The organism is Pseudomonas sp. FW305-3-2-15-E-TSA4 (genome assembly GCF_058787295.1).
Genome location: NZ_JBYSZP010000002.1, coordinates 21,452 through 47,794, shown reverse-complemented (window position 1 = coordinate 47,794; position 26,343 = coordinate 21,452). Strand labels below are relative to the sequence as shown.

Annotated in this window: 21 protein-coding genes; 19 read left to right on the top strand and 2 right to left on the bottom strand. The window is 60.9% G+C overall.

Going from position 1 to position 26,343, the window contains the following annotated elements; genetic code table 11:
- The first annotated feature begins 167 nt into the window (after positions 1 to 167).
- From AC3WMV_RS02600 to AC3WMV_RS02585, 4 genes are all read left to right on the top strand, one after another.
- Positions 168 to 1,256, top strand: coding sequence for a polyamine ABC transporter substrate-binding protein (locus AC3WMV_RS02600; RefSeq protein ID WP_041063835.1), 1,089 nt, complete (start codon positions 168 to 170; stop codon positions 1,254 to 1,256).
- On the top strand, positions 1,253 to 2,554 hold the full coding sequence (locus AC3WMV_RS02595; protein WP_103367167.1) for an NAD(P)/FAD-dependent oxidoreductase: 1,302 nt from the start codon (positions 1,253 to 1,255) through the stop codon (positions 2,552 to 2,554). The genes AC3WMV_RS02600 and AC3WMV_RS02595 overlap by 4 nt, the downstream gene beginning before the upstream one ends.
- A 118-nt stretch (positions 2,555 to 2,672) precedes the next feature.
- Positions 2,673 to 4,328: a PqiB family protein gene (locus tag AC3WMV_RS02590; protein ID WP_103367168.1), complete on the top strand. Its 1,656-nt coding sequence runs from the start codon at positions 2,673 to 2,675 to the stop codon at positions 4,326 to 4,328.
- Positions 4,329 to 4,344: 16 nt separating this feature from the next.
- Positions 4,345 to 4,896 carry a PqiC family protein gene (locus AC3WMV_RS02585; protein ID WP_027611939.1) on the top strand — a complete coding sequence of 184 codons (552 nt, stop codon included), beginning with the start codon at positions 4,345 to 4,347 and terminating at the stop codon, positions 4,894 to 4,896.
- On the opposite strand, the gene AC3WMV_RS02580 is transcribed toward AC3WMV_RS02585, so the two are convergent.
- Positions 4,854 to 6,164, bottom strand: coding sequence for a sensor histidine kinase (locus AC3WMV_RS02580; RefSeq protein ID WP_103367169.1), 1,311 nt, complete (start codon positions 6,162 to 6,164; stop codon positions 4,854 to 4,856). The genes AC3WMV_RS02585 and AC3WMV_RS02580 overlap by 43 nt on opposite strands.
- Before the next feature lie 313 nt (positions 6,165 to 6,477).
- On the opposite strand from AC3WMV_RS02580, the gene pmrG reads away from it, so the two are divergent.
- From pmrG to AC3WMV_RS02550, 6 genes are all read left to right on the top strand, one after another.
- Positions 6,478 to 7,158: a lipopolysaccharide core heptose(II)-phosphate phosphatase PmrG gene (pmrG, locus tag AC3WMV_RS02575; protein ID WP_103367170.1), complete on the top strand. Its 681-nt coding sequence runs from the start codon at positions 6,478 to 6,480 to the stop codon at positions 7,156 to 7,158.
- A gap of 296 nt (positions 7,159 to 7,454) precedes the next feature.
- Complete coding sequence (arnT, locus tag AC3WMV_RS02570; RefSeq protein ID WP_103367171.1) at positions 7,455 to 9,176, top strand: lipid IV(A) 4-amino-4-deoxy-L-arabinosyltransferase; 1,722 nt, start codon at positions 7,455 to 7,457, stop codon at positions 9,174 to 9,176.
- Complete coding sequence (locus tag AC3WMV_RS02565) at positions 9,173 to 10,690, top strand: ArnT family glycosyltransferase (protein ID WP_103367172.1); 1,518 nt, start codon at positions 9,173 to 9,175, stop codon at positions 10,688 to 10,690. The genes arnT (AC3WMV_RS02570) and AC3WMV_RS02565 overlap by 4 nt, the downstream gene beginning before the upstream one ends.
- Before the next feature lie 186 nt (positions 10,691 to 10,876).
- Positions 10,877 to 11,890 (top strand): iron ABC transporter substrate-binding protein, encoded by a 1,014-nt coding sequence (locus AC3WMV_RS02560; protein ID WP_098963999.1) that lies wholly within the window; start codon positions 10,877 to 10,879, stop codon positions 11,888 to 11,890.
- A gap of 3 nt (positions 11,891 to 11,893) precedes the next feature.
- Complete coding sequence (locus tag AC3WMV_RS02555; protein WP_103370584.1) at positions 11,894 to 13,489, top strand: ABC transporter permease; 1,596 nt, start codon at positions 11,894 to 11,896, stop codon at positions 13,487 to 13,489.
- Positions 13,486 to 14,544 carry an ABC transporter ATP-binding protein gene (locus AC3WMV_RS02550; RefSeq protein ID WP_103367173.1) on the top strand — a complete coding sequence of 353 codons (1,059 nt, stop codon included), beginning with the start codon at positions 13,486 to 13,488 and terminating at the stop codon, positions 14,542 to 14,544. The genes AC3WMV_RS02555 and AC3WMV_RS02550 overlap by 4 nt, the downstream gene beginning before the upstream one ends.
- Here the strand turns inward: AC3WMV_RS02550 and AC3WMV_RS02545 are convergent, their stop codons facing one another.
- Positions 14,545 to 15,435, bottom strand: a complete 891-nt coding sequence (locus tag AC3WMV_RS02545; RefSeq protein WP_027611947.1) for a site-specific integrase — start codon at positions 15,433 to 15,435, stop codon at positions 14,545 to 14,547. It abuts the gene before it with no gap.
- Between the two features lie 439 nt (positions 15,436 to 15,874).
- Between AC3WMV_RS02545 and arnB the strand changes: the two genes are divergently transcribed.
- Genes arnB through AC3WMV_RS02500 form a run of 9 tightly spaced genes read left to right on the top strand, consistent with a single transcriptional unit; the run spans position 15,875 to position 26,291 of the window.
- Positions 15,875 to 17,023, top strand: coding sequence for a UDP-4-amino-4-deoxy-L-arabinose aminotransferase (gene arnB / locus AC3WMV_RS02540; protein ID WP_103367174.1), 1,149 nt, complete (start codon positions 15,875 to 15,877; stop codon positions 17,021 to 17,023).
- A complete protein-coding gene (arnC, locus tag AC3WMV_RS02535) occupies positions 17,020 to 18,051 on the top strand; it encodes an undecaprenyl-phosphate 4-deoxy-4-formamido-L-arabinose transferase (RefSeq protein ID WP_103367175.1) in 1,032 nt (343 codons plus the stop codon). Before arnB ends, arnC begins: the two co-directional genes overlap by 4 nt.
- Positions 18,048 to 20,039, top strand: coding sequence for a bifunctional UDP-4-amino-4-deoxy-L-arabinose formyltransferase/UDP-glucuronic acid oxidase ArnA (gene arnA / locus AC3WMV_RS02530; protein WP_103367176.1), 1,992 nt, complete (start codon positions 18,048 to 18,050; stop codon positions 20,037 to 20,039). The genes arnC and arnA overlap by 4 nt, the downstream gene beginning before the upstream one ends.
- A complete protein-coding gene (arnD, locus tag AC3WMV_RS02525; RefSeq protein ID WP_103367177.1) occupies positions 20,039 to 20,923 on the top strand; it encodes a 4-deoxy-4-formamido-L-arabinose-phosphoundecaprenol deformylase in 885 nt (294 codons plus the stop codon). The genes arnA and arnD overlap by 1 nt, the downstream gene beginning before the upstream one ends.
- A complete protein-coding gene (gene arnT / locus AC3WMV_RS02520; protein ID WP_103367178.1) occupies positions 20,920 to 22,569 on the top strand; it encodes a lipid IV(A) 4-amino-4-deoxy-L-arabinosyltransferase in 1,650 nt (549 codons plus the stop codon). The genes arnD and arnT (AC3WMV_RS02520) overlap by 4 nt, the downstream gene beginning before the upstream one ends.
- A complete protein-coding gene (gene arnE / locus AC3WMV_RS02515; RefSeq protein WP_103367179.1) occupies positions 22,566 to 22,910 on the top strand; it encodes a 4-amino-4-deoxy-L-arabinose-phosphoundecaprenol flippase subunit ArnE in 345 nt (114 codons plus the stop codon). Before arnT (AC3WMV_RS02520) ends, arnE begins: the two co-directional genes overlap by 4 nt.
- Positions 22,907 to 23,320, top strand: coding sequence for a 4-amino-4-deoxy-L-arabinose-phosphoundecaprenol flippase subunit ArnF (gene arnF / locus AC3WMV_RS02510; protein ID WP_103367180.1), 414 nt, complete (start codon positions 22,907 to 22,909; stop codon positions 23,318 to 23,320). The genes arnE and arnF overlap by 4 nt, the downstream gene beginning before the upstream one ends.
- Entirely contained in the window at positions 23,317 to 24,696 is a 1,380-nt protein-coding gene (locus AC3WMV_RS02505; RefSeq protein WP_103367181.1) for a UDP-glucose dehydrogenase family protein, read from the top strand. Before arnF ends, AC3WMV_RS02505 begins: the two co-directional genes overlap by 4 nt.
- The gene (locus tag AC3WMV_RS02500) at positions 24,693 to 26,291 is read left to right on the top strand and encodes an ArnT family glycosyltransferase (RefSeq protein WP_103367182.1); all 1,599 of its coding nucleotides are present in this window, start codon (positions 24,693 to 24,695) and stop codon (positions 26,289 to 26,291) included. Before AC3WMV_RS02505 ends, AC3WMV_RS02500 begins: the two co-directional genes overlap by 4 nt.
- Positions 26,292 to 26,343: the final 52 nt, after the last annotated feature.

Here is a 26,343-nt window from a genome sequence, read left to right as displayed (position 1 = left end):
TCCCTTCACCTTTGTGGGATGGGCTTTTGTGGGAGGGGGCTTGCTCCCGAAAGCGGTCTGTCAGTCACAGAAAATGTTGAATGTGCCGGCCTCTTCGGGAGCAAGCCCCCTCCCACAGGAATTAGCGAACCACCTGAAAAATCCAAAAAATTCGAAGAGGTGTCGATATGCGTCTATTGAAATCCATGGTTCCCGCCGCACTGGCGCTGTTGTGCAGCACCGCAGCCCTGGCCCAGCCACAGGTCAGCGTCTACAACTGGACCGACTACATCGGTGAAACCACCCTCGCCGACTTCCAGGCCAAGACCGGGATCAAGGTGATCTACGACGTTTTCGACTCCAACGAAACCCTGGAAGGCAAGCTGCTCGCCGGCCGTACCGGCTACGACGTGGTGGTGCCATCCAACCACTTCCTCGCGCGTCAGGTGAAGGCCGGGGCGTTCCTCAAACTCGATCGCGAGCAGCTACCAAACTGGAAGAATCTCGATCCCAAGCTGCTTGAACTACTCGAGAAGAACGACCCGGGCAACCAGCACTCGGTGCCGTACCTGTGGGGCACCAACGGCATCGGCTACAACGTCGACAAGGTCAAGGCTGTGCTCGGCATCGATCACATCGACTCCTGGGCCGTGCTGTTCGAGCCAGAGAATCTGAAGAAACTCACCCAGTGCGGCGTGTCGATGATGGACTCGGCGGACGAAGTGTTCCCGGCGATCCTCAACTACATGGGCATGGACCCACGCAGCGAAAACCCGGAAGACTATAAAAAGGCCGAAGCGAAACTGCTGAGCATTCGCCCGTACATCACCTATTTCCACTCCTCGAAATACGTTTCCGATCTGGCCAATGGCGATATCTGCGTAGCCTTCGGTTACTCCGGCGACGTATTCCAGGCGGCCAACCGCGCCAAGGAAGCCAAGAACGGGGTGAACATCGCTTATGCGATTCCCAAGGAAGGCGCCAACCTGTGGTTCGATTTGCTGGCGATCCCGGCCGACGCCAGCAACACCAAGGAAGCCCACGCCTTCATCAATTACCTGCTCGATCCGCAAGTGATTGCCAAGGTCAGCGCTTCGGTCGGTTACGCCAACCCGAACCCGGCCGCCAAGCAGTACATGGATCAGGCGCTGGTGAACAATCCCGAGGTCTACCCGTCGCAGGCGGTGCTGGACAAGCTCTACATCTCCTCTACCCCGCCCCAGTCGATCATGCGTCTGATGACCCGGTCCTGGAGCAAAGTGAAGTCGAACAAATGAATCAGTACAGCAAAGAACACGCCCGCTCCTATTACGCGGCTTCGGCCCGGGCCAGTACGCCCTGGCCGGCACTCGACGGTGACCTCACCGCCGATGTCTGCGTGATCGGCGGCGGCTTCACCGGGGTCAACACCGCGATTGAACTGGCGCAGCGCGGGCTGTCGGTGGTGTTGATTGAAGCCCGACGCATTGGCTGGGGCGCCAGCGGGCGCAACGGCGGTCAGTTGATCCGCGGCATCGGTCACGAGGTCGAAGGCTTTGCCCGCTATGTCGGCAATGACGGCGTGCGTTACTTGCAGCGCGCCGGGATCGACTCGGTGGAACTGGTGCGCCAGCGCATCACCGAGCACGCCATCGAGTGCGACCTGCGTTGGGGCTTCTGCGAGCTGGCCAACACCCCGGCGCAGTTCGCGGCGTTCAAGGACGAACAGATCAGCCTCGACGAACTTGGCTATCGACATGAAACCCGTCTGGTCGACCCGGAGCTGATCCGTCAGCAAGTGGTCAACGCCGACATCTACGCGGGTGGTCTGATCGACATGGGCTCCGGCCATCTGCACCCGCTTGATCTGGTGCAAGGCGAAGCGCGTCTGGCGGCGTCCCTCGGTGTGCGAATCTTCGAGCAAAGCCCGGTGCTGCAGATCATTCATGGCGAAACCGTTGAAGTGCGCTGCGCCACCGGCAGCGTTCGCGCCGGCAGTCTGGTGCTCGGTTGCAACGCGCATCTGGATGAACTCGAACAGCAACTCAGCGGCAAGGTCCTGCCCGCCGGCAGTTACATCATCGCCACCGAGCCGCTGTCCGAGGAGCGTGCCGCGCATTTGATCCCGCAAAACCTCGCGTTGTGCGACCAGAAAGTCGGCCTCGATTACTACCGGCTCTCGGCGGATCGACGCCTGCTGTTCGGCGGCGCCTGTCATTATTCCGGGCGCGATCCGGCGGATATCGCCGCCTACATGCGCCCGAAGATGCTCAAGGTTTTCCCGCAATTGGCGGACGTGCGCATCGACTATCAATGGGGCGGCAAGATCGGCATCACCGCCAACCGCTTCCCGCAGGTCGGCCGGCTCCAGCAGCAGCCGAACGTGTTCTACGCTCAGGGTTACTCCGGGCACGGCCTCAACGTCACCCATTGGTGCGCCAAGCTGCTGGGCGAAGCGATTCACGCCGGCCACAGTCAGGGCATGGATGTGTTCAGCGCGGTGCCGCACATGACCTTCCCCGGCGGCCCGGCCCTGCGTTCGCCGCTGCTGGCACTGGGCATGTTCTGGTATCGCCTGCGTGAAATCCTCGGCTGAGCGCATCTACCACGTAACCATCTCCTCGCTTATTTGCTCTATCGCCAAGCACTTCTATATTGATGAAGTGCTTTTGCGTTCCTGACGCTCAGCATCCACAAAACCGAGGAGGACATGGATGAAGTCGTCAGCCGCCGATGAGCCACGAGCACCGGGCCAAGCGCCGATCAAGACGCGTCGCTTCGGTATTTCACTGGTGTGGATCGTGCCGATCGTCGCGGTGCTGGTCGGTATTTCGCTGGTGGTGCACAACCTGATGCAGGAAGGCCCGACCATCGTCGTCAACTTCAAGACCGGCAGCGGCCTGACCGCCAACAAGACCGAGGTCAAATACCGCAATGTGGTAATCGGTCAGGTGACTGACGTCGAGTTGAGCGGCGATCAGAAGAGCGTCGACGCCACGATCAAACTGGCCAAGCAGGCCGAAACCTTTACCCGCGAAGACTCGCACTTCTGGGTCGTGCGCCCGCGCATCGGCGCTGGTGGTGTGTCGGGCATCGACACCCTGCTCTCCGGCGACTACATCGGCGCCGACATCGGACAGTCCGACAGCCGCGCCAAACACTTCAAGGGCCTGGAGAATCCGCCGCCGATCACTTACGGCGAACCGGGCAAGCGCTTCATGCTGCATGCGCCGGATCTCGGTTCGCTGGACATTGGTTCGCCGGTTTACTACCGCAAGATTCCGGTCGGTCAGGTGGTGACCTACACCCTCAATCCCGAGGGCAAAGGCGTGGACATCGAGGTGTTCATCCATTCGCCGAACGACGCGTTCGTCACCGAAAACACCCGATTCTGGAACGCCAGCGGCATCGACATCAATGTCGGCGCCAACGGCTTTGCGGTGAAGACCGAATCGCTGTCGACCATGCTGGTCGGCGGCATTGCCTTCCGCGCCCCGGATTACAGCCCCAACGACGTTGCCGCCGCCGACGACAAGGATTTCGAACTGTTCGCCGATCAGCAGACCGCCCTCGCCCCGCCCAATGGCAAAGCGCAATACATGGTGCTGCGTTTCGAGCAGTCCTTGCGCGGGCTCAAGGTCGATGCGCCGGTGGAATTTCTCGGCATGGAAATTGGCCGGGTGGTCGGCATCAATCTCGATTTCGACGCTAAAAAACGCAGCTTCCCGCTGAACGTCGGCATCGTCATTTACCCGCAGCGCCTCGGTCAGGCCTACAAAAAAATGCTCACCGAATTCAAGCACGATCCCGACGACGAAGCCGCCGGCATTCGCCTGCTTGGCACCTTCGTCGACAATGGTCTGCGCGCCCAGGCCCGCAGCGGCAACCTGCTGACCGGGCAACTGTACATTGCGCTGGATTTCTTCCCGAAAGCCGAGAAAGTCGCCTTCGACGCGACGGCTCGGCCGGTGGTCTTGCCAACCGTGCCCGGCAGCCTCGAACAGTTGCAGGAAAAACTCGAAGCCGTGGTCGACAAGCTCAACAAACTGCCGGTCGAACGGATTGCCGGCAACCTCGACAGCAACCTCGTCGAGCTGCGCAAAGGCCTGACCCAGTTCAACGCGAAAACCCTGCCAAGCGTGCAGACCACCCTGGCCGACGTCAGCAAGACCTTGCAGTCCGCCAGCTCGACCCTGGCCGAAGATTCGCCACAGCGCGAGAAACTCACCGAGACCCTCGACGAGCTCGGGCGCATGTCGCGCTCGCTGCGTGAGCTGTCGGATTATCTCGGTCGCCATCCGGAATCGCTGATTCGCGGTCGTCCCGACAACGCGGCGCCGCTGGATCTGAAAGGACCGCCGCGCAATTGAGCACAGGAGCTCCCCCATGGCTTTACCGCTGAAGATCACCGTGCTCGCTGCGTTCATGCTGCTGGGCGCCTGCCGCAGCGAGCCGATCAACTTTCACACCCTGACCCCGGTGCAACTGCCGGCGTCCCGCTCGGGCGCGCAGATTCCGATCGAGGGGATTAGCGTGCCGCCGCAAGTTGACCGTCCGCAAATCGTCATCCGTCAGGGCAACAATGGCCTGGCGATTCTGGAAACCCAGTGGTGGGGGGCGAGTCTGGCGGATGAGCTGCGCAGTGCCTTGAACGATCAACTCAGCAATACCGGCAGTCGCGGCAACGTCTCGGTGCGCATCGATGTGCAGCGTTTCGACTCGATCCCCGGCCAGTACGGACTGATCGACGTCAAATGGCGCCTGCGTCCCAGCGGTGCGGCGGACAATGCTCTGCTGACCTGCCATTCAACCTTGCAAACTCCGTCCGGCCCGAGCATCGACGACCTGGTGGCCGCGCAACAGAACAACGTCAAACGCCTGGCAGCATTGATCAATCAAGCGGCGGGTAATTCTCGCGCCTGCCCTTCGGCCTCCTGAGCCGCCGACAGCGTGACGGTGAAACGGCAGCCGTTGGGTTCGCGAGTCACCAACTGAACCTGCCAGCGCTGATGGCTGCAGATCCGCTGCACCAGCGACAATCCCAGCCCAAGGCCTTCACCGCGCTGCTCGTCACCGCGCACGAATGGCTGGAACATCGCGTGACGTTTCTCTTCCGGAATACCGATGCCGCTGTCCTCGACCACGAAGCTGTCCTTGAGCAGGGTCAACCTTACAAAGCCCTGATCGGTGTAGTGCCAGGCATTGCGCAGCAGATTGCCCATGACCGACTGCAAGAATGTCAGGTCATAACGCGTGGTGCCCGCCAGTTGCGGCTCGTAGATGAATTCCAGACCCTTTTCACGAATCAGTCGCCCCCAGATTTCCACCTGGGCATCGGCGATCGATTTGAGTGTGCAGGTGGATTCGGTACCAAGCTCTTCCGGCTTGCGCGCCAGCATCAAGAAAGTTTCGACCAGTTGGCGCATTTCAACGCTGGCCCGGGCAATGCGTTTGACCTGCTGAGTGGAACGCTGATCCAGCGAAGGGTTGGCCAGCAACAGCTCGCACGAGCTGGCCAGAACCATCAACGGCGTGCGCAGTTCGTGGCTGACGTCGCTGGTGAAGAGCTTTTCCCGATTCAGGGTTTCGCGTAACCGGCCGAGTGTCTGGTCGAAAGACAGGGCCAGCTCCCCTACTTCATCATCGGCGTAGTCCGGATGCAGGGCCGGCGCCAACGCGATCAACTGATCACGATGCCGCACCTGCCCCGCCAGGCGAATCACCGGCGCCATGACCTGCCGCGCCAGCAGCCTGCCGAGCGCGACGGCCAGCATGACGCTGAGGATGAACCCGACTATTACAACCACGAACAGCAGGTGCTCGCGCTGTTCGAAGCTTTCCTGATTGCGCAGCAGCACATACTTGCGTCCGCCGACCGCCTCGACCATCGCGTAGAAATCGTCACCGTTGAAGGTGATCTCCTGAAACCCCTGGGGCAGTGCTGCCAATTGCGGCGTCAGTGCCATGGGCCCCGGTCCGTTCTCGAAAAAAAACAGTTCGCTCTTTTCCGGCTCGTGGCGCCATTGATTGATGTCGTCCATCGCCAACAAGCGGCGCAGTCCACCGCTGAGGGCGGTCATGGTCAACTTGTGCTCGACGACATGCACCGTGGCCACAATGCCCATCGCGAAGACACCGGCCACCACCGCGCTCATCAAGGCGAACACAATCACAATCCGATTGGCGAGGCTTTGCTTGAGGTCCATCCGGTTCAATGACTCCAGTGCTGATGTCAGGGCTGCAAGGGGCGGCGCGACGATGTTGACCAATATTCGCAGCTTCGCCTTGCCCGGCGTTGTTGTTAAGTGTTTAAAACAAACAAAACGGGTATTTGAGTTTGTTTATCAAATAGCCGTTTTAGTTAACACACGCCGGACCTCGCAAATTTTTCACATGTTCTTCACTGCTCCGCCACGACTCTGAACGTAGTGTTCAGCAGCCATTCAAGTAGACCACCGTAAAGTAACTAACCTCCTGGAGCTTACGTTGCACTGCGCGTGTACTGAGTGGAACTCGGGAATGACAAGGGGCAACGTCGTGGTTGAATTAGTACACGTACAATCAGCGTCCAGGCGATGGGATCTGTCTCGTCCGCGCACCTGGGCAATCATTGCTGTCGGTTTGCTGTTGATTACACTGATTTGCGGCTTCGTCTGGATACAACGTTCGCCCGCCAACCTGCGCTATGCGAGTGCGTCGGCTACCCTGGAATGGGTGAAGGCCTGGCAGGCCGGTGAGGTCGTCGCACTGGTGCGACATACCGAACGTTGCGACCGCTCGACCAATACCTGTCTGGGGCCGGCAGACGGTATCACCCAGGCTGGCAGCATTGCTGCAGCCCAGGTAGGCCGTGGCTTTACGCAACTGGGCCTGGAAAAGACCCAGTTCTTCAGCAGCCCGTTGACGCGCACCCTGCAGACTGCGCATTACATGCTCGGCCACGATGCCGTGGCGGCGGAATGGCTGGAAACCTGTGGCCCGACGATGCGCAATGAATTGGTGGCGCACAAGACCCCGGGACAGAACATGATTCTGGTAACCCACAGCGGCTGCATTGCCGATTTCGAACGGCAGACCGGTTACCCGCGCGCGGTCGCCTCCGAATATGGCAGCACTGTTTTGGCCCGGATAGATGCGCAAGGAAAACTTGAAGTAATCGGCATCATGAACCCCGAGGGTTGGCAACGATTGACCAAGTAATCATCAGACTTAATTAAATAAGGCCATGACTCAGCCAATGCTCTGGCACGGCGCATTGGTGCCTATGAATTTTTAATAAGAAATGTTTTTTACTTTCCAGAACTGGAAAAAATTAAATTTTAAAGCTTGTCTTCTCGAGGAGAACTTAACGCTGGAAGCAGACCCGTTCTCTGAATGCAGGGCACGCCCATCGGCCGTGCTCGCCTCTGCATTCATTCAACCCAGTGCCGCGCCTGCTACGGAAATCGCCAGGCCGCCACTGAAACGCACACTTTGTACTGCACCAAGGTCCAGTCATGACGTCTGAGAACAAACCGCTGCACCATGCGGCGTTGAATTTGCCGCGCCTCCACCAGAGCACGCTGATCGAACGCTTTGCGATACCCGGGCTGGTGCTGGCATTCGTGGTGTTTTATCTGTTGCCGCTGATGACCCACGGCCTGTGGATTCCCGATGAAACCCGTTATGGGCAGATCAGCCAGGAAATGCTGCAGAGCGGCAACTGGGTGGCGCCGCACTTCATGGGCATTCGCTACTTCGAAAAACCGATCGCCGGCTACTGGATGATCGCCATCGGCCAGGCGATTTTCGGTGAAAACCTGTTCGGCGTGCGCATCGCCTCGGCACTCAGCTCCGGGGTTAGTGTGTGGCTGGCCTACCTTTTGGCCCGGCGCCTGTGGAACAACCCGCGAATCAGCGCCGCGTGCGCCCTCCTTTATATGAGCTTCGGCCTGATCGCAGGACAAGCCGGCTATGCCAACCTCGATCCGCAGTTCACCTTGTGGGTCAACCTGAGTCTGGTGGCGATCTGGTTTGCCATCGACAGCAACACCCCGCGCGCGCGTCTGGGCGGCTGGGCTTTGTTGGGATTTGCCTGCGGCATGGGCCTGATGACCAAGGGTTTCCTCGCCCTGATGCTGCCGGTGCTGATCGCCCTGCCCTACATGATCTGGCAACGGCGCTTCGGTGAACTGGTGCGTTATGGACTGGTTGCCGTGGCGGTGGCCGCGCTGGTCAGCGTGCCATGGGCACTGGCCGTGCATGCGCGTGAACTGGATTTCTGGCGGTTCTTCTTCTGGCACGAACACATCCGCCGCTTCGCCGCCGGTGAAGACGCACAGCACGCACGACCATGGTGGTTCTACCTGCCGCTGCTGTTTGCGGCCACCTTGCCGTGGGCACTGCTGTTGCCTTCGACGCTGCTGCGTACCTGGCGCGAAAAGCGTGATCCGAAAATCGCCTTCCTCGCCTTGTGGTTCCTGCTGCCGCTGGCTTTTTTCAGCGCGAGCAGCGGCAAATTGCCGACCTACATCATGCCGTGCCTGCTGCCCTTGGCCTTGCTGATGGGGCACACTCTGATGGGCTGGCTCGAACGCCAGAACGGCCGCGTCTTGCGCATCAACGGTGTGGTCAACGTAGTGCTGGCCATCGCCGCACTGATCGCGCTGATTTATCTGCAAGCGACCCGTGAAATTTACGAACACACCGAAATGTTCAGCCTGTCGCTGGGCTATATCGTGCTGCTCGGCTGGCTGATTGCCGGTTCGCTGCAAGCCTTGCGACCACTGACGTTGTGGGCGATGCCGGCGTTGGGCATCGGCCTGCTCGTCGCATTGCTGCCAGCGGCGATGCCGGCGACCATCGTCAACAGCAAGATGCCGGATCAGTTCATTGCCGAACATCAGCAGCAACTGAGCGAAACCAGCTCGTTGCTGAGTAACGACCTGGGAGCCGCTTCCGCATTGTCATGGCGTTTGCGCCGCCCGCAAGTCGACCTGTTCAACACCGTTGGCGAGCTCAAGTACGGCCTCGATGACCCGGCCATGGCCTCACGCAAGGTCAGCCTCGACGGCGTAGGCGAATGGATGACCGAAGCGCGCAAAAAAGGCTCGGTGGGCGTGGTGATGCGCGTCAACAGCACCTCTGACGAGCAACAACTGGAGCTGTTGCCGATCGATGGTCAGCACTTCCGGCGCGGCAACTTGGAAATCTTTATCTTTGCCCAGAGCAAACCATGACCGCAGACAAAAAAGATCGGGGCGCGTTGCTGCTTCTGCTGGCGGCGACTGCCCTGCTGTTATTGCTCGGTCTGGGCAGTCGCGAGCTGTGGGGGCCGGAAACCCGCTGGGCCAACATCGCCTTGCAGATGCTGCAAAGCGGCGACTATTTCGATCCCTATCTCAAAGGCAGTCCTTATTACGACAAACCGCTGCTGTCGTACTGGCTGATCACCGCCACCTCGTGGTTCACCGGCGGACTGGGGCACTGGTCGTTGCGTCTGTCTTCGGTGATTTCCGCGTGGTTCAGCGTGTGGCTGGTGTATCTGCTTGGCGAGCAACTGTTTCGCAAAGGCACCGGGCTGATCGCCGGCTGGATGCTCGCGACCACCTTCTATTTCGTGTTCTGGGCGCGAGTCGCCACCGCCGACATTCTCACCGTCTGCGGCGTGCTGGCGGCAGTCTGGTGGTACTGGCGCGGCCCGGATGACACCCGCTTCTGGCGCTACGTGGTGTTCTTCGGCTTGCTGTCGCTGACCTCGCTGTTCAAAGGCCTGATCGGTTTCATCCTGCCGGGGCTGGTGCTGCTGCCGCACCTGCTCAGCGAACACCGCTGGAAACGTCATCTGAACCTGCGACTGTTCGGCGCGCTATTGATCGCCGGGGCGTTTTACATGGCGCCGTTCCTGTTGTCTCACCTCTACGGTGCGCCCAACTACGAACAAAGCGGCCTCGGTCTGGTGCTGCGTGAAAACGTCGTGCGGTTTTTCCAGCCGTTCGATCAGTTCGGGCCGATTTACACCTACTTGATCTACCTGCCGGTCTACACCCTGCCATGGGCGCCGTGCTGGTTGATCGCCTTGTGGGTGGCCGCGCGCAACTGGAAGCACATCGAACCGGATACCCGCTGGCTGATTCAAGGGCTCGCGCTGCTGATGCTGTTCTTCACCGCCAGTGGCAGTCGCCGCAGCTATTACGTCTTGCCGCTGGTGCCCTTCGCGCAATTGCTGGGTGCCTGGTGGGTGACCCGGCGCATGGCCGCCCGCAACAGCGAAGGCCGTGGGCTGAAGATCGGCTTCGCTGTCACTACTGTGTTGCTCGCTGCGGTACTGGGTGTGCTTTACCCGTGGACCAACAGCGGCGGCGGTGTCATCCGCTTCGGCGAGCAGGTACGCGAGCAGGCCAGTCAGCAGGCACCGTTGAATCAATGGCGCATGGTCATGATCGAGGTCGACAACAAAGTACCGATGTATCTGCAAACCGGTGGTGCACCGTTCTACTACGTGCCGGAAACGATCGAGGACTTCCCGCACAATGGCGACACCGCGACGCTGATCGCCTGGCTGCAACGCACCAGCGGGGAACATTGGGATCCGCAACGCACGATTTTCGTGGCGCAATACCGTTCCGGTGACGCCGTGCCACTGGATGCGCTGAAGGCTGATCATCAGGTCATCACCACCACCCCGACCCGTGGCGAACAGGTATTCCACGGGCGTGCAGACCAGAGCGTGGCTTACATCCCCCACTCCTGAGCAATGACGTTAAGACAAAAGGAGAGAGTCGCGGTAAATTTGAATGGCAATGACAAGTATTAACGGCTTCTTTGACGTTTTTTTCTCATTTGCCACCCTACATTGCCGCGACTCGACACTTGCAAATCGTTCGCATTGTTTCCTGCGAGGGTTTGCTCATAACGTCTGAAAACAGGAGCTGCCCGAATGAATCCACGCTTTCCATCCTTCTTCAAGCGCGCATTGCTGGCCACTGCGTTGCTCGGCACCGGGCAGGCTTTTGCCGCCGATTCGGTGGGTCTGGTGGTCTACAACGCGCAGCATGAAACGCTGACCAAGGCCTGGGTGGCCGGCTTCACCGAGGAAACCGGCATTCCGGTGACCATTCGCAACGGCGATGACACCGAGATGGGCAACCAGCTCGTGCAGGAAGGCGCGGCCTCGCCGGCAGACGTATTCCTCACCGAGAATTCCCCGGCGATGGTGCTGGTGGACAACGCCAAACTGTTCGCCCCGTTGGCGCCGACAACCCTTGAGCAAGTCGATTCCGCCTACCGTCCGGCCCACGGCAATTGGGTCGGCATCGCCGCCCGTTCCACCGTGTTCGTCTACAACCCAAGCAAGTTGACTGAAAAAGACCTGCCCAAATCCCTGCTCGACCTTGCCACCCCGGCCTGGAAAGGCCGTTGGGCCGCCTCCCCGGCTGGCGCGGACTTCCAGGCGATCGTCGCCGCCGTCCTGCAACAGAAAGGTGAAGCTGCCACCCTGGAATGGCTCAAGGGCATGAAGACCAACGCCACGATCTATCGCGGCAACAGTGCGGTACTGAAAGCGGTGAACGCCGGACAGATCGACAGCGGCGTGATCTATCACTATTACAGCTTCGTTGATCAGTCCAAGACCGGCGAAAACAGCAAAAACACCAAACTGTACTACTTCAAACATCAGGATCCGGGCGCGTTCGTCAGCACCTCCGGCGCTGGCGTGCTGGCCTCGAGCAAGCATCAGGATGAAGCGCAGAAGTTCGTCAAATACATCACCAGCAAGGAAGGTCAGGAAGTTCTCGAAACCGGCACCTCCTTCGAATACGCCGTGGGTAAAGACGCGCCGTCCAATCCGAAGCTGACTCCGCTGAAAACCCTCGACGCGCCGAAAGTCGATGCGTCGACCCTCGACAGCAAAAAAGCCGTCGAGCTGATGACCCAGGCCGGATTGCTCTAAGTGATGCCCGAAACCTTGCCTGCACCGGCCGTTGCGACGGCCGCCGCCAGCCTCCTTCACCCGCCCCGCACGCTGGCCGGGCGTGGCAGTTCGTGGGTGGTGAGCTCGGCGGTGCTGGTGTCTTTGTTGTCCCTGCTGCCGATCGCGTTCGTCATCGGCGTTGCGTGGTACACCGGCTGGGCGACCATCGAAGCTCTGATCTTTCGCCCGCGGGTCGGCGAATTGCTGATCAACACCGTGCTGCTGGTGCTGATCACCCTGCCGCTGTGCATCCTGCTCGGAACCACCCTGGCCTGGCTGACCGAACGCAGCAACCTGCCTGGCCGCCGCTTGTGGTCAGTGCTGGCGGTCGCACCGCTGGCCGTGCCGGCGTTCGTCCACAGTTATGCGTGGGTCAGCCTGATTCCGTCGATCCACGGTCTGCCGGCCGGTGTGCTGGTGTCGGTGATCGCCTATTTCCCGTTTCTGTATTTGCCGATTGCCGCGACCTTGCGCCGTCTCGATCCGGCGATTGAAGACGTCGCGCAATCCTTGGGACTCAAGCCGTGGGCGGTGTTCTTTCGGGTGGTGTTGCCGCAATTGCGCTTGGCAATCTGCGGTGGCGCGTTGTTGGTCGGTCTGCATTTGCTGGCCGAGTACGGCTTGTACGCGATGATCCGTTTCGACACCTTCACCACGGCGATCTTTGATCAGTTCAAATCGACGTTTAACGGCCCGGCGGCCAACATGCTCGCTGGCGTTCTGGCGCTGTGCTGTCTGGCGATGCTCACCGCCGAATCTGCCGCCCGTGGCAACGCCCGCTATGCGCGAGTCGGTTCCGGCAGCGCCCGGGACCAGCGCAGCGTGCAACTGGGGCGTGGCGCGACAACTCTCGCGTTACTGCTGCAAACCTTGACCTGCCTGCTCGCGCTCGGTGTGCCGTTGCTCACGCTGGGCCGCTGGCTGGTGGCCGGTGGTGTGCAGGTCTGGCAAGGTGACGAGTTGCTGCCGGCGCTGCTGCAGACCTTGTCTTACGGAGTGGCCGGCGCATTGCTGACCAGTGTCGCGGCGATTCCCATCGCGTGGCTGTCGATCCGCTCGCCGGGCAAACTGCAGCGCTTGCTGGAAGGCTGCAACTACATCACCAGCTCCCTGCCCGGCATTGTCGTCGCGCTGGCGTTGGTCACTGTGACCATCCATTTCGCCCGGCCGATCTACCAGACCACCATCACCGTGCTGCTGGCTTACCTGCTGATGTTCTTGCCGCGAGCACTGGTCAGCCTGCGCGCCGGTTTCGCACAGGCCCCGGTCGAGCTGGAAAACATCGCACAAAGCCTTGGCCGCTCGCCGATACGCGCATTGTGGCTGATCACCGTACGCCTGGCGGCCCCCGGCGCGGCGGCAGGTGCAGCGCTGGTGTTTCTGGCGATCACCAACGAACTGACCGCGACCCTGCTGCTGGCGCCCAACGGCACACGCACCCTCGCCACCGGTTTCTGGGCGATGACCAGCGAAATCGATTACGCCGCCGCCGCGCCCTACGCGTTCTTGATGATCCTGCTTTCACTGCCGCTGACGGCCATTCTCTATCACCAATCCAGGCGTACCGCTGGCCGATGAACGCTCTCGAACTGCTCAACCTCAGTAAAACCTTCGGCGCGCAGAAGGCGCTCGACGACGTCAGCCTCAACGTGCCGACCGGCAGCCGCACGGTGATAGTCGGCCCCTCCGGTTCCGGCAAGACCACGCTGTTGCGAATGATCGCCGGCTTCGAGTTTCCCGACAGCGGCAGCCTCACCCTCAACGGCCAGACGCTGGTCGACCGCAGCCACGCAGTGCCGGCCTATCAACGGCAGATCGGCTACGTCCCGCAGGACGGCGCGTTGTTCCCGCACATGACGGTGGCGGCGAACATCGGTTTCGGCCTGGCCCTGACCGGTGCGGCCCGCACCCAGCGCATCCTTGAGTTGATGGACAGCGTCGCCCTCGACGCCAACATGGCCAACCGTTGGCCCCACGAATTGTCCGGTGGCCAGCAACAGCGGGTCTCGCTGGCCCGTGCACTGGCGCAACAGCCACGGCTGATGCTGCTGGACGAGCCGTTCTCCGCCCTCGACACCGGTTTGCGCAGTGCCATGCGCAAAATGGTCGCGCGCCTGCTCGAAGACGCCGGCGTCACCACCATTCTGGTGACCCACGACCAGAGCGAAGCGTTGTCGTTTGCCGATCAATTGGCGGTTATGCGCAGCGGCCGGCTGGTGCAGTCCGGGCATCCGATGGATCTCTACCGCTATCCGGAGGATGAACAGACCGCGCACTTTCTCGGCGAAGCGGTGGTCCTGCCCGCGCGAATCGAGGCGGGTTGGGCGCATTGCGATCTGGGTCCGGTGGCGGTGAACAGCAACGGCTTCAGCGGCGCTGCACAGATCATGCTGCGTCCTGAACAATTGCAGATCGCCGAGGTGGCGTCTGACGGTCAAAGCTGCCCTGCGCTGGTCACCGACCGTGACTTTGCCGGCAACACCTGCACCCTGACGGTTGAACTGAGCTCATCCGCGACTCAGGATCCGCCCCGTTCGATTCTGGTGCGCAGCTCCGGCATGCACGCGCCGCCCGCCGGCAGCGCGGTGCAGCTGTCGGTACTCGGTGCGGCGCATGTGTTTGGCCTGAACTGATCAGAGATCGAAGCGATCCACCGCCCGCCGCCGCTCGTTGTCATCGCGCACATCGTAGTTGGCGGTAGTCTGAATGTTGCTGTGATGCGCCAGTTTCTGCGCGATCGACAGGTCGTGCTCCTCGATCACCCGAGTGATGAACGAGCGACGGAAATCGTGGGGCATGATCTTCACCCCGACCTGCGTGCCGCGCTGGCGGGCGATGTAGTAGATCGCATGCTTGGTGATCCGCTCGCGGGTGATGTGGCTGCCACGGCGAATACGGTTGAACAGGAACGCATCGTCGCTCTCGCCTTCCTTGAGCTGTGAACGGCGCAGTTCGAGCCACGCGTCGAGCTTGCTGAAGGCCCATGCCGGTGCGTATTTGATCAACTGTTTGTTGCCCTTGGCGGTGACGCACAGGCTGCGCTCGCTGAAATCGACCTGATTCAGATCCAGGTCCACCGACTCCGACTTGCGCATGCCGGTGCCGTACAGCAACGCGATGATCGCTGCATCACGCAGGCCCTGCGGGCGCGGGTCCGCGGCGCAGACTTCCATCAATTCGTGAATCAGCGTGCGCTTGAGATTGCGCCCCTGTGACAGCCGCGTGCCGGCGATGCCCTTGACCGAGCGCATCTTCAACAGATGTTCCTGGCTGATCAGACTCATGCGCCAGGCCTCATTCATCACCCCGCGCACCGCATTCACATACAACGAAGAAGTGTTCGGTGCGTAGTTGTCTGCGCGTAATGCAGCGACCAGCGCTACAACATCTTCCGGTTGCAAGGCATGCCAGGGAATCTCTTCGACATTCATGTCTTCAAAGCCCAGGCGATCGGCCGCATCTTGCAGCACGTAACGCATGGTCAGTTGGCTGGAAGGCGCCAAACGCGCGAGGTACAGGCTCATCGGGTTGGTTTTTGGAGCGTCGGGGGTTGCAGCAACTAAATCAATCAAACGTTAAACCTTGAGTAAAAAATGTACAGCACTACAACAACTAACAAATGCAATGTACTTGAAGTAAAGAAGGTACTTGAGCGGCACTGTCCGACAAAAAACTGCGATGGACGGCAGAAGCCTGAACAGCGGCTGTATAAGTGACAGATAAACGATTCGCCAACCGGTTTTTCATGTTCCTTTCACAAAAACCGGCATAACCTTAATTCCCATAGGTTCGGTAGTGGCTATGCCCCAACCTGCCGGGCAAATCGTGAAAAGTCAATCAATCCCCGACGTCATGCTTTTTTTGCCAAGTTATTGATGCAGGAGCGCTTTTCTGTGTCTACGCTGAGGCTGGATCCAATAACCGCGTGAATCCATCCTTTATTTTTTTTGTAATGAGGTGCCCATGAGTCAGGCGTTTCTCCCCTTCTCCCGCCCAAGTATTGGCGATGAGGAAATTGCCGCTGTCGAGCAGGTGTTGCGCTCGGGCTGGATCACCACGGGGCCGAAAAACCAGGCACTCGAAGAGCAGTTTGCGCAGTACGTGGGTTGCAAGCACGCGGTGGCCTTGTCTTCGGCCACCGGCGGCATGCACATCACCCTGTTGGCGCTGGGCATCGGCCCGGGCGACGAAGTCATCACCCCGTCGCAGACCTGGGTTTCGACCGCGAACATGATCTCCCTGCTGGGCGCCAAACCGGTGTTTGTCGATGTCGACCGGGACACGCTGATGACCGACGCTGCGCGCATTGAAGCGGCCATCACCCCGCGAACCAAGGCAATCATTCCGGTGCACTACGCCGGCGCTGCGTTCGATCTTGATCCGCTGTATGCCCTGGCCGACAAGCACGGCATCCCGGTCATCGAAGACGCCGCCCACGCCGCCGGCACCCGCTACAAGGGGCGCCACGTCGGTTCGCAAGGCACGGCGATCTTCTCGTTCCATGCGATCAAGAATATGACCTGTGCCGAAGGCGCGATGTTCGTCACCGACGACGAAGCGCTCGCCAGCCGCGTGCGCATGCTCAAATTCCACGGCCTGGGCGTTGACGCCTATGACCGTCTGACCGGTGGCCGCAAGCCGCAGGCGCAAGTGATGGAACCGGGCTTCAAGTACAACCTGGCCGACATCAACGCCGCGATTGCCCTGGTGCAGTTGCAACGTCTGGACGAAATCAACGCCCGGCGCACCGAACTGGCCACCAGCTACCTGCAAAAATTCGAAGGCCTGCCGGTGCAACCGCTGGCCCTGCCCGCCTATGCCCAGCAACACGCCTGGCACCTGTTCATCCTGCGCATCGACAGCGAGCGTTGCGGCATGGATCGCGAAGCCTTCATGAAGGCGTTGCAGGATCAGGGCATCGGCACCGGTATCCATTTCATCGCCACCCACCTGCACACCTGGTATCGCCAGCGTGACCCCGACCTGTACCTGCCCAACACCGAATGGAACTCGGCGCGGCTGTGCTCGATTCCGCTGTTCCCCGACATGACCGGTCAAGACCTTGACCGGGTGGTCGGTGCCATCGCTCAAATCATGGAAAAACGCCTGTGAAACCTTATCCAATCCGTAGCGTGTCGATCGTCATCCCGGTCTACAACGAACAGGAAAGCCTGCCCGAGCTGCTGCGTCGTACCGAGGCGGCCTGCCGCCAACTGAATCACGATTTCGAAATCGTGCTGGTCGACGACGGCAGCCGCGACGAATCGGCGAACATGCTCGAAGAAGCCGCCGGGCGTGAAAACAGCCCGTTCGTGGCGGTCATTCTCAACCGCAACTATGGTCAGCACGCCGCGATCATGGCCGGTTTCGAACAGTGCAAGGGCGACGTGGTGATCACCCTCGACGCCGACCTGCAGAACCCGCCGGAAGAAATCCCGCGGCTGGTGGCCGAGGCCGAAAAAGGTTACGACGTGGTCGGCACCGTGCGCGGCAATCGTCAGGACTCGGCGCTGCGCCGTTATCCGTCGAAGCTGATCAACCTCGCCGTGCAGCGCTCCACCGGCGTCGCCATGAGCGACTACGGCTGCATGCTGCGCGCCTACCGCCGCACCATCATCGACGCGATGCTCGCCTGCCGCGAACGCAGCACGTTCATCCCGATCCTGGCCAACAGCTTCGCCCGTCACACCACCGAAATCGTCGTGGCCCACGCCGAGCGTGAACACGGCGACTCGAAATACAGCCCGATGCGCCTGATCAACCTGATGTTCGATCTGGTCACCTGCATGACCACCACCCCGCTGCGTCTGTTGAGCATCGTCGGCTTCGCCATGGCCGGCTTGGGCGTGCTGTTCGCGATTGCGTTGATTGTCTTGCGTCTGGCCTTCGGTGCCGGTTGGGCCGGTGACGGCATGTTCGTGCTGTTCGCCGTGCTGTTCGTGTTCACCGGTGGCCAATTCATCGGCATGGGCCTGCTGGGTGAATACCTCGGCCGCATGTACAGCGATGTGCGCGCCCGTCCACGTTTCTTCATCGAAAAGGTGTTGCGCAGCCAGCCGGCCGATCCGGCCCCTGCCGTCACCGTTGATGGTCTTTCTTCTACCGCTACTTCTTCCACTTCCGATCAGGTTCTCTCATGAGTGCAAAAACTGTTGTCTTCGCTTACCACGATATTGGCTGCGCCGGCATTGAAGCCCTGCTCAACAGCGGCTATGACATTGCAGCAGTGTTCACTCACGCCGATGATCCGAAAGAAAACGCGTTCTATGCCTCGGTTGCACAGCTGTGCGCCAACAAAGGCATCCCGGTCCACGCGCCGGAAGACGCCAACCACCCACTGTGGATCGAGCGCATCGCCAAGCTGGACCCGGAGTACATCTTCTCCTTCTACTACCGCAACCTGCTGAGCGAACCGCTGCTGGCCCTGGCCAAAAAAGGCGCGTTCAATCTGCACGGTTCGTTGCTGCCACGCTATCGCGGCCGCGCTCCGGCGAACTGGGTGCTGGTCAACGGCGAAACCGAAACCGGCGTCACCCTGCACCGTATGGTCAAGCGCGCTGATGCTGGCGCCATCGTTGCCCAGCAGCGCGTTGCCATCGACCGCAGCGACACCGGCCTGACCCTGCACGCCAAACTGCGCACTGCCGCCAGCGACCTGCTGCGCGACACCCTGCCGAACATGCTGCAAGGCCAGATCACTGAAACCCCGCAAGACGAATCGAAAGCCACCGTGTTCGGTCGCCGCACCCCGGCGGACGGCAAACTGGTCTGGGCCAAACCGGCTGAAGAACTGTTCAATCTGGTGCGCGCCGTCACCCGTCCTTACCCGGGCGCGTTCTGCGCCGTGGGCGAGCACAAACTGATTGTCTGGAGCGCCGAGGTCGTCAAGGGCAACGAAGGCCAGGCGCCAGGTCGCGTGATCAGCGTCGATCCGCTGCGCATTGCCTGCGGTCAGGACTCGCTGGTGATCAACGCCGGTCAGCGCAACGACAACGGCCTGTACCTCAGCGGCCCGCAACTGGCCAACGAACTGGGTCTGGTCGATGGCTCGCTGCTGCGCGGCGCCGAATCCGGTCGTGCGCCACGTCGCACTCGTGTGCTGATCCTCGGTGTCAACGGCTTCATCGGTAACCACCTGTCCGAGCGCTTGCTGCGTGACGACCGCTATGAAGTCTACGGTCTGGACATCGGCTCCGACGCCATCGACCGTCTACGCAGCCACCCGAACTTCCACTTCGTCGAAGGCGACATCAGCATTCACTCCGAGTGGATCGAGTACCACATCAAGAAGTGCGACGTGGTTCTGCCGCTGGTGGCCATCGCCACCCCGATCGAATACACCCGCAACCCGCTGCGCGTATTCGAGCTGGACTTCGAAGAGAACCTGAAACTGGTTCGCTACTGCGTCAAGTACAACAAGCGCGTGATCTTCCCGTCGACCTCCGAAGTCTATGGCATGTGCCAGGACAAGAACTTCGACGAAGACAGCTCGAACCTGATCGTTGGCCCGATCAACAAGCAGCGCTGGATCTACTCGGTCTCCAAGCAACTGCTGGACCGCGTGATCTGGGCTTACGGCGCCAAGGGCCTGAATTTCACCCTGTTCCGTCCCTTCAACTGGATGGGCCCGCGTCTGGATCGTCTGGATTCGGCCCGTATCGGCAGCTCCCGCGCCATCACCCAGCTGATTCTGAACCTGGTGGAAGGTACGCCGATCCGTCTGTTCGACGGTGGCGAGCAGAAGCGTTGCTTCACCGACATCGCTGACGGCGTCGAGGCACTGGCGCGCATCATCGACAACGACAACGACGTGTGCAACGGCCAGATCATCAACATCGGCAACCCGGACAACGAAGCCAGCATCCGTCAACTGGGCGAAGAGCTGCTGCGTCAGTTCGAAGCGCACCCGCTGCGCCACAACTTCCCGCCGTTCGCCGGTTTCCGCGACGTGGAAAGCAAGGCGTTCTACGGTGCCGGTTACCAGGACGTGGAACACCGCAAGCCAAGCATCGCCAACGCCAAGCGCCTGCTGAACTGGGAGCCGACCGTGGAAATGCGCGAGACCATCGGCAACACCCTGGACTTCTTCCTGCGTGAAGCCATGCTCGAAATCGCGGACAAGAAGTAATGCAGGCAGGTCTTCGTATCGATGTCGACACCTACCGTGGCACCCGAGAAGGTGTGCCGCGGCTGCTGGAGATGCTCGACGAGGCGCAGGTCAAGGCAACGTTTTTCTTCAGTGTCGGCCCGGACAACATGGGTCGGCATCTGTGGCGCCTGATCCGCCCGCAGTTCCTCTGGAAAATGCTGCGCTCCAACGCTGCCGGCCTCTACGGCTGGGACATTTTGCTGGCCGGCACTGCCTGGCCCGGCAAACCGATTGGCCGTGATCTCGGGCACCTGATGCGTCAGGCCCGGGACGCCGGTCACGAAGTCGGCCTGCACGCCTGGGATCACCATGGCTGGCAGGCCAACGCCGGGCGTTGGAGCGATGCCCAACTGATCGAACAGATTCGTCAGGGCGTCGACACGTTGAGCGACATCCTCGGAGAAAAGATCCAGTGTTCGGCCGCCGCCGGTTGGCGTGCGGACGAGCGCGTGATCGAGGCCAAACAGGCCTTCGTCTTTCGCTACAACAGCGATTGTCGCGGGCAGAGCCTGTTCCGTCCGCTGCTGGCGGACGGTTCGCTGGGCACTCCGCAGATTCCGGTGGACCTGCCGACCTTCGACGAAGTCGTCGGCCCGCACGTGGCGGCGAAGGACTTCAACTCCTTTATCCTCGACCGGTTCCAGGCGCAAGCACTTAACGTCTACACCATTCATGCCGAAGTAGAAGGGATTCTGATGGCTCAGGACTTTCGTCAATTGCTGGCCGATGCACGCCAGCGCCACATTGACTTCAAACCCTTGGGCGACTTGTTGCCCGAGTTTTTCAACACCCTGCCCGTGGGCCGCGTGCAACGCGGTGTGCTCGAAGGCCGTGAAGGCTGGCTGGGAGTGCAAGGCGCATGACCAGACGCTGGGCACTGCCACTGTTGGTCGGCCTCTGTCTGCTGGCCTATCTGTTGCCGTTGAGCACCCATGGCCTGTGGATCCCCGACGAAACCCGCTACGCACAGATCAGCCAGGACATGCTGCTCAGTGGCAACTGGGTGTCGCCGCATTTCATGGGGCTGCGGTATTTCGAGAAACCGATTGCCGGCTACTGGATGATCGCCATCGGCCAGGAATTGTTCGGACAGAACCTGTTCGGCGTGCGCTTCGCGTCGGCACTCAGCACGGCGTTGAGTGTGCTGCTGGCCTACCTGGTCGCGCGCCGGTTGTGGAACGATCCGCGCAAGAGCTTCGTCTGCGCCCTGCTCTATATGAGCTTCACCGTCGTCGCCGGTCAGGCCGGTTACGCCAACCTCGATCCGCAATTCACCTTCTGGGTCAACCTGAGCCTGGTGGCGCTGCGGTTTGCGCTCGACAGCCGCAGCACCGGGCAACGGCTGGGCGCCTGGGCGCTGCTGGGGCTGGCCTGCGGCATGGGTTTCATGACCAAGGGCTTTCTCGCCTGGTTGCTGCCGGTACTGATCGCGTTGCCGTGGATGCTTTGGCAAAAACGCTGGCGCGAACTGCTGGTGTTCGGCCCGGTGGCGATCGCCATCGCGATCATCGTCAGCTTGCCGTGGGCGCTGGCGGTGCACGCACGGGAACCGGATTACTGGCGGTTCTTCTTCTGGCACGAACACATCCGCCGCTTTGCCGGTGACGATGCGCAGCACGATGCACCGTGGTGGTTCTACTTGCCGCTGCTGGTGGCGTTCAGTCTGCCGTGGGTTGGCCTGTTGCCGACCGCGTTCAAGCAAGCCTGGCAAACCCGGGCCCAGCCGAACATGGTCTTTCTGTTGTTGTGGTTGTGGCTGCCGCTGGGCTTTTTCAGCCTGAGCAACGGCAAGCTGCCGACCTACATTCTGCCGTGCCTGTTGCCATTGGCACTGCTGCTGGGTAATGCGCTGGCTGATCGCCTGCGTCTGGAACAAGGTCGGGCACTGGGGATCAACGGCCTGCTGAACCTGTTGCTGGGTGTGGTCACGCTGATCGCACTGGTTTACCTGCAATTGAACAAACCGGTGTACGACCACGAACTGCACAGCCTGGTACTGGTGTTCATCGCCCTGATCGGCTGGATCATCGCCAACCTGGCGCAAGCGTTCCTGCCGTTGCAGTGCTGGGCGGCACCGGCGCTGGGCAGTCTGTTGCTGGCCGGGATCCTACCGGCGGCATTGCCCAAGTCGGTGGTGGCCAACAAAACCCCGGATCAGTTCATCCGCCACCATGTCACCGAACTGTCCGGCGCCACGCATCTGCTGAGCAATGATCTGGGTGCGGCGGCAGCGCTGGCCTGGCGCATGAAACAACCAGAGGTCGCGCTGTACAACACGGTCGGCGAACTCAAATACGGTCTGTCCTACCCGGAAGGCGCTGAACGCCGACTCACCAAGGACAACGTTCAACAATGGGTACGTGAAGCGCGCCGCAGCGGCTCGGTCGGCGTGCTGATGCGCGTCAAGGGCCAGGACGAGCTCGAAGAGCTGGACCTGCTGCCCAAGGACGGTACCCGTTATGAATCAGGCAATCTGGTGATCATGGTGCTGCCCAAGGATCCGTCATGAGTTGGTTGCTGTTACTGACGGCGTGTCTGCTGACGTGCCTGGGGCAAGTCGCGCAGAAATTCGCCGTGGAGAGCTGGCGCGGCGTTGATTCGTCGTGGGGCGACAAACTGCGTTCGCCGTGGTTGTGGCTGGCGCTGTTTTCACTCGGCAGCGGGCTGCTGGTCTGGCTGCTGGTGTTGCAACGTCTTGAAGTGGGCATCGCTTACCCGATGCTCAGCCTCAACTTCGTGCTGATCACCCTGATTGCCCGCTTCGTCTTTCGCGAGCCCATCGACCGCCAGCATTGGCTGGGCGTGGCGCTGGTGATCGGCGGCGTGGTTTTGCTGGGGCAACAGTCATGAACCAGGCGCGTGGAATCGGTTTTGCTCTGGGCAGCGTAATGCTGGTCAGTGGCGCTCAACTGGGCATGCGCTGGAGCATGACGCGCCTGCCACAACCGGAACAATGGCTGACGGCGCTGAGCACCGGCAGTGTCGATCTGTCGGCAATGGCCGTGGTGGTGGCGGCGATTTTCGCCTACGCCCTGTCGATGCTCTGCTGGCTTGCGGCCTTGCGCGATCTGCCGCTGGGCCGGGCTTATTCACTATTGAGCATCAGCTACGCGCTGGTGTACCTGCTGGCGGCCAGTCTGCCGTTGTTCAACGAATCGTTCAGTTTCACTAAATCGCTGGGCGTGGCACTGGTCATGCTCGGGGTCATCACTATTAACACTCGTCCGTCTCGTGCGCCCGAATTCAGGAGTGCTCCATGAAAATCACAGTATTTGGTAGCGGTTATGTTGGCCTGGTGCAGGCCGCCGTGTTGGCCGAAGTCGGTCACGACGTCGTGTGCATGGACATCGATCAGAAGAAAGTCGAACTGCTGCGCCAGGGTCACGTCAGCATCTTCGAACCGGGCCTGTCGAGCTTGGTGCGCGAAGGCCTGGACTCCGGCCGCCTGCATTTCACCTCGGATGAAAAGCTCGCCGTACAACACGGTCGCGTGGCGTTCATCGCCGTGGGTACACCCTCCAGCGAAGACGGCTCGGCCGATCTGAAATACGTGTTGTCGGTGGGTGACGCCGTGGCGCGCCATCGTGAGCAGCCGCTGATCCTGGTGGAAAAATCCACCGTACCGGTTGGCACCGGCGACACCTTGCGTGCGCACATTCAGGCCGCGCTGGACAAGGCCGGTCGTGAGTTGCAGTTCGATATCGTCTCCAACCCGGAATTCCTCAAGGAAGGTTCGGCGGTGGCCGACTGCCGTCGTCCGGACCGCATCGTCATCGGCTGCGAAGGTGACGAAGTGCAAGATGTGATGCGCGACCTGTACTCGCCGTTCAACCGCAACCATGACCGCATCATGTTCATGGACCTGCGCAGCGCCGAGCTGACCAAGTACGCCGCCAACTGCATGCTGGCGACCAAGATCAGCTTCATCAACCAGATCGCCGAACTGGCCGAACACCTGGGCGCCGACATCGAGTCGGTGCGTCAGGGCATCGGTGCCGACACGCGCATCGGTTACCACTTCATCTACCCGGGCTGCGGTTATGGCGGTTCGTGCTTCCCCAAAGACATGCGCGCGCTGATCCACAGTGCCGAACAGGCGCATTGCTCCAGCGACCTGCTGCAAGCGGTCGAAGCGATCAACGAGCGGCAGAAGCACAAGCTGTTCGACCGCATCAATGCGTTCTACAAAGGTGATCTGCGCGGCAAGACCTTCGCCCTGTGGGGCCTGGCGTTCAAGCCAAACACCGACGACATGCGCGACGCGCCGAGCCGCGTACTGCTCGACTCGCTGTTCGCTGCCGGCGCCAGCGTGCGCGCGTTCGACCCGGAAGCCATGCAGGAAACCCAGCATCTGTACCCGAACGAAGAAAAACTGATGCTGATGGGCACCCCGGAATCGGTGCTGGCGGGTTCCGATGCGCTGATCATCTGCACCGAATGGCAGCAGTTCAAGGCGCCGGATTTCGACCTGATCGAGCAACGCCTGAAAGCCCCAGTGATTTTCGACGGCCGCAACCTGTACGACGCCGAGCGTCTGGCGCGCAATGGCTTCAAGTACTTCCCGATCGGCCGTGGTGATTCGCGCAAACTGCCGATGCCGCTGCAGCAATGGTCTGACAAAGCGGACGTCGCTTGATCACGTTGTCGCCTGTCATCCGCCGGCAGTCCCTGATCGCAGGGCTGCTGGCACTGTTGCTGTTCATCGCCGGGGTTTACGGACAGGCGCCCATTGGCTTCGATTCACGTTTCGTACTGTTTGCCCAGGAAATGTTGCGACACGGGCCAACGGTATTCCCGACCACTTACGGTGAGCCGTATGCCGACTATTCGGCGCTTTCGACGCTGTTCATCTGGTTGTTGTCGTTGCCCTTTGGCGCGGTCAACACCCTCACGGCATGGCTGCCGAGCGCGATTGCCGGTGGAGTGATCGTGACATTGATGTACCGTTTGCTGGCGGTGCATTCGCAGCGCTGGGCCCTGATCAGCATCGCGCTGTTGATGCTCACCAGCACCTTCGTCACCGAAGTGCGCGCGGTGTCGCAAGACCTGATGCTCGCCGCCGTGGCGCTGTCGGTGTTTTATCTGGGCTATGCGCACGACCACTTCGGCTCGCGCCGGCGCTGGCCGCTGATCTTTGTCCTGTTGTTGCTGGGCTTCGGGATTCGCGGGCCTATCGGCCTGGTGGTACCGACCGGCATGCTCTGCAGTTACTACCTGCTCAACCGTGAGTGGAAACGCCTCTTCGTGTTCGGCGTGATCGCTTCTGTGTTACTCGCAGCGTGTGTCAGCCTGCTGTTGTGGCTGGCGAAACTCAGCGGTGGCGAAGCCTTCCTGCAAGACGTGATTCGTATGCAGTTCATGGGGCGCATGGACGGCAGTGAGGGCGTCAGTGGTTCGCTGTATTACTTCACCAGCTCCATCGGTAACTACGCACTGGCGTATCCGCTGGCGATTCTGGCGTTGGCCGCGACCTGGCTGAGCAAGCCGCATCAGCGCGGGCCGGCCTTGCGTCTGGTGCAATATTGCGCCGCCGCCGGGCTGATCGTCATGGTCGGCCTGTCGATTCCACAGGCGAAGAAGGCGCGTTACCTGCTGCCGATGTTGCCGATGGCGGCGATCATCGCGGCGTACCCGTTCCAGGTTGTGCACGGTCGGGTGTTCCGCGTATTGCGTGGGGTAATTCAAGGAATCTGGCTGGTGACGCCAGGGCTGTTGATGGTGGCCCTGCTGGTTGCCAAGCGCCGCTTTCCCGAGCAACTCGACGGCATCACCTTGGTGCTGGTCGTGCTCGGCGTTCTGCAATTGCTCGCGTTGGCGCGTCTGATGATCCCGCGCTGGCGGGCCGAAGTGTTGGCGCTGTGCTCGGTGTTAGCCTTGTGGACGGTGTATGCCGCGGTGTTCGAACCGGTGGAGCGACGTCTGTACGATACGCAGGCGTTCAGTCGTGCTGCCTTCGCGCAGGTGCAGCAGAACCCGGCCCCGCTGGTGCTGCACGGCATGGGCAAAGACGCCAAGGCGATCAAGTTCATGGTCAACGTCGAGCAGGACCTGCAACCGCAGTTCACCGAAACGGTGCAGCAACTCGAAGCCCTCAAAGCCCCGGTCTGGCTGATGATGGACAGCAAGGACCTGCAATCGCTGCAAGGCACCCCGCTGGCCAGCCTGCAACCGGTGCTGACCGGGCGTTTCGACAAGAACGATTACGTGCTGTTGTATCTGAAGCCCTTGTAGGAACTGATTGAGGCTGCGATCTTTTGCGCTTTCAGGAAAAAGATCGCAGCCT

Bases quoted from the DNA above. Each gene is read 5' to 3' on its own strand.
- AC3WMV_RS02550 (WP_103367173.1), top strand. From the start codon at position 13,486: ATGAACGCTCTCGAACTGCTCAACCTCAGTAAAACCTTCGGCGCGCAG.
- AC3WMV_RS02600 (WP_041063835.1), top strand. From the start codon at position 168: ATGCGTCTATTGAAATCCATGGTTCCCGCCGCACTGGCGCTGTTGTGC.
- AC3WMV_RS02590 (WP_103367168.1), top strand. From the start codon at position 2,673: ATGAAGTCGTCAGCCGCCGATGAGCCACGAGCACCGGGCCAAGCGCCG.
- AC3WMV_RS02555 (WP_103370584.1), top strand. From the start codon at position 11,894: ATGCCCGAAACCTTGCCTGCACCGGCCGTTGCGACGGCCGCCGCCAGC.
- arnT (WP_103367171.1), top strand. From the start codon at position 7,455: ATGACGTCTGAGAACAAACCGCTGCACCATGCGGCGTTGAATTTGCCG.
- AC3WMV_RS02545 (WP_027611947.1), bottom strand. From the start codon at position 15,435: ATGAGCCTGTACCTCGCGCGTTTGGCGCCTTCCAGCCAACTGACCATG.
- arnD (WP_103367177.1), top strand. From the start codon at position 20,039: ATGCAGGCAGGTCTTCGTATCGATGTCGACACCTACCGTGGCACCCGA.
- AC3WMV_RS02585 (WP_027611939.1), top strand. From the start codon at position 4,345: ATGGCTTTACCGCTGAAGATCACCGTGCTCGCTGCGTTCATGCTGCTG.
- arnA (WP_103367176.1), top strand. From the start codon at position 18,048: ATGAGTGCAAAAACTGTTGTCTTCGCTTACCACGATATTGGCTGCGCC.
- arnF (WP_103367180.1), top strand. From the start codon at position 22,907: ATGAACCAGGCGCGTGGAATCGGTTTTGCTCTGGGCAGCGTAATGCTG.
- AC3WMV_RS02505 (WP_103367181.1), top strand. From the start codon at position 23,317: ATGAAAATCACAGTATTTGGTAGCGGTTATGTTGGCCTGGTGCAGGCC.
- AC3WMV_RS02565 (WP_103367172.1), top strand. From the start codon at position 9,173: ATGACCGCAGACAAAAAAGATCGGGGCGCGTTGCTGCTTCTGCTGGCG.
- arnB (WP_103367174.1), top strand. From the start codon at position 15,875: ATGAGTCAGGCGTTTCTCCCCTTCTCCCGCCCAAGTATTGGCGATGAG.
- AC3WMV_RS02580 (WP_103367169.1), bottom strand. From the start codon at position 6,164: ATGGACCTCAAGCAAAGCCTCGCCAATCGGATTGTGATTGTGTTCGCC.
- AC3WMV_RS02595 (WP_103367167.1), top strand. From the start codon at position 1,253: ATGAATCAGTACAGCAAAGAACACGCCCGCTCCTATTACGCGGCTTCG.
- arnE (WP_103367179.1), top strand. From the start codon at position 22,566: ATGAGTTGGTTGCTGTTACTGACGGCGTGTCTGCTGACGTGCCTGGGG.
- AC3WMV_RS02560 (WP_098963999.1), top strand. From the start codon at position 10,877: ATGAATCCACGCTTTCCATCCTTCTTCAAGCGCGCATTGCTGGCCACT.
- arnT (WP_103367178.1), top strand. From the start codon at position 20,920: ATGACCAGACGCTGGGCACTGCCACTGTTGGTCGGCCTCTGTCTGCTG.
- pmrG (WP_103367170.1), top strand. From the start codon at position 6,478: ATGACAAGGGGCAACGTCGTGGTTGAATTAGTACACGTACAATCAGCG.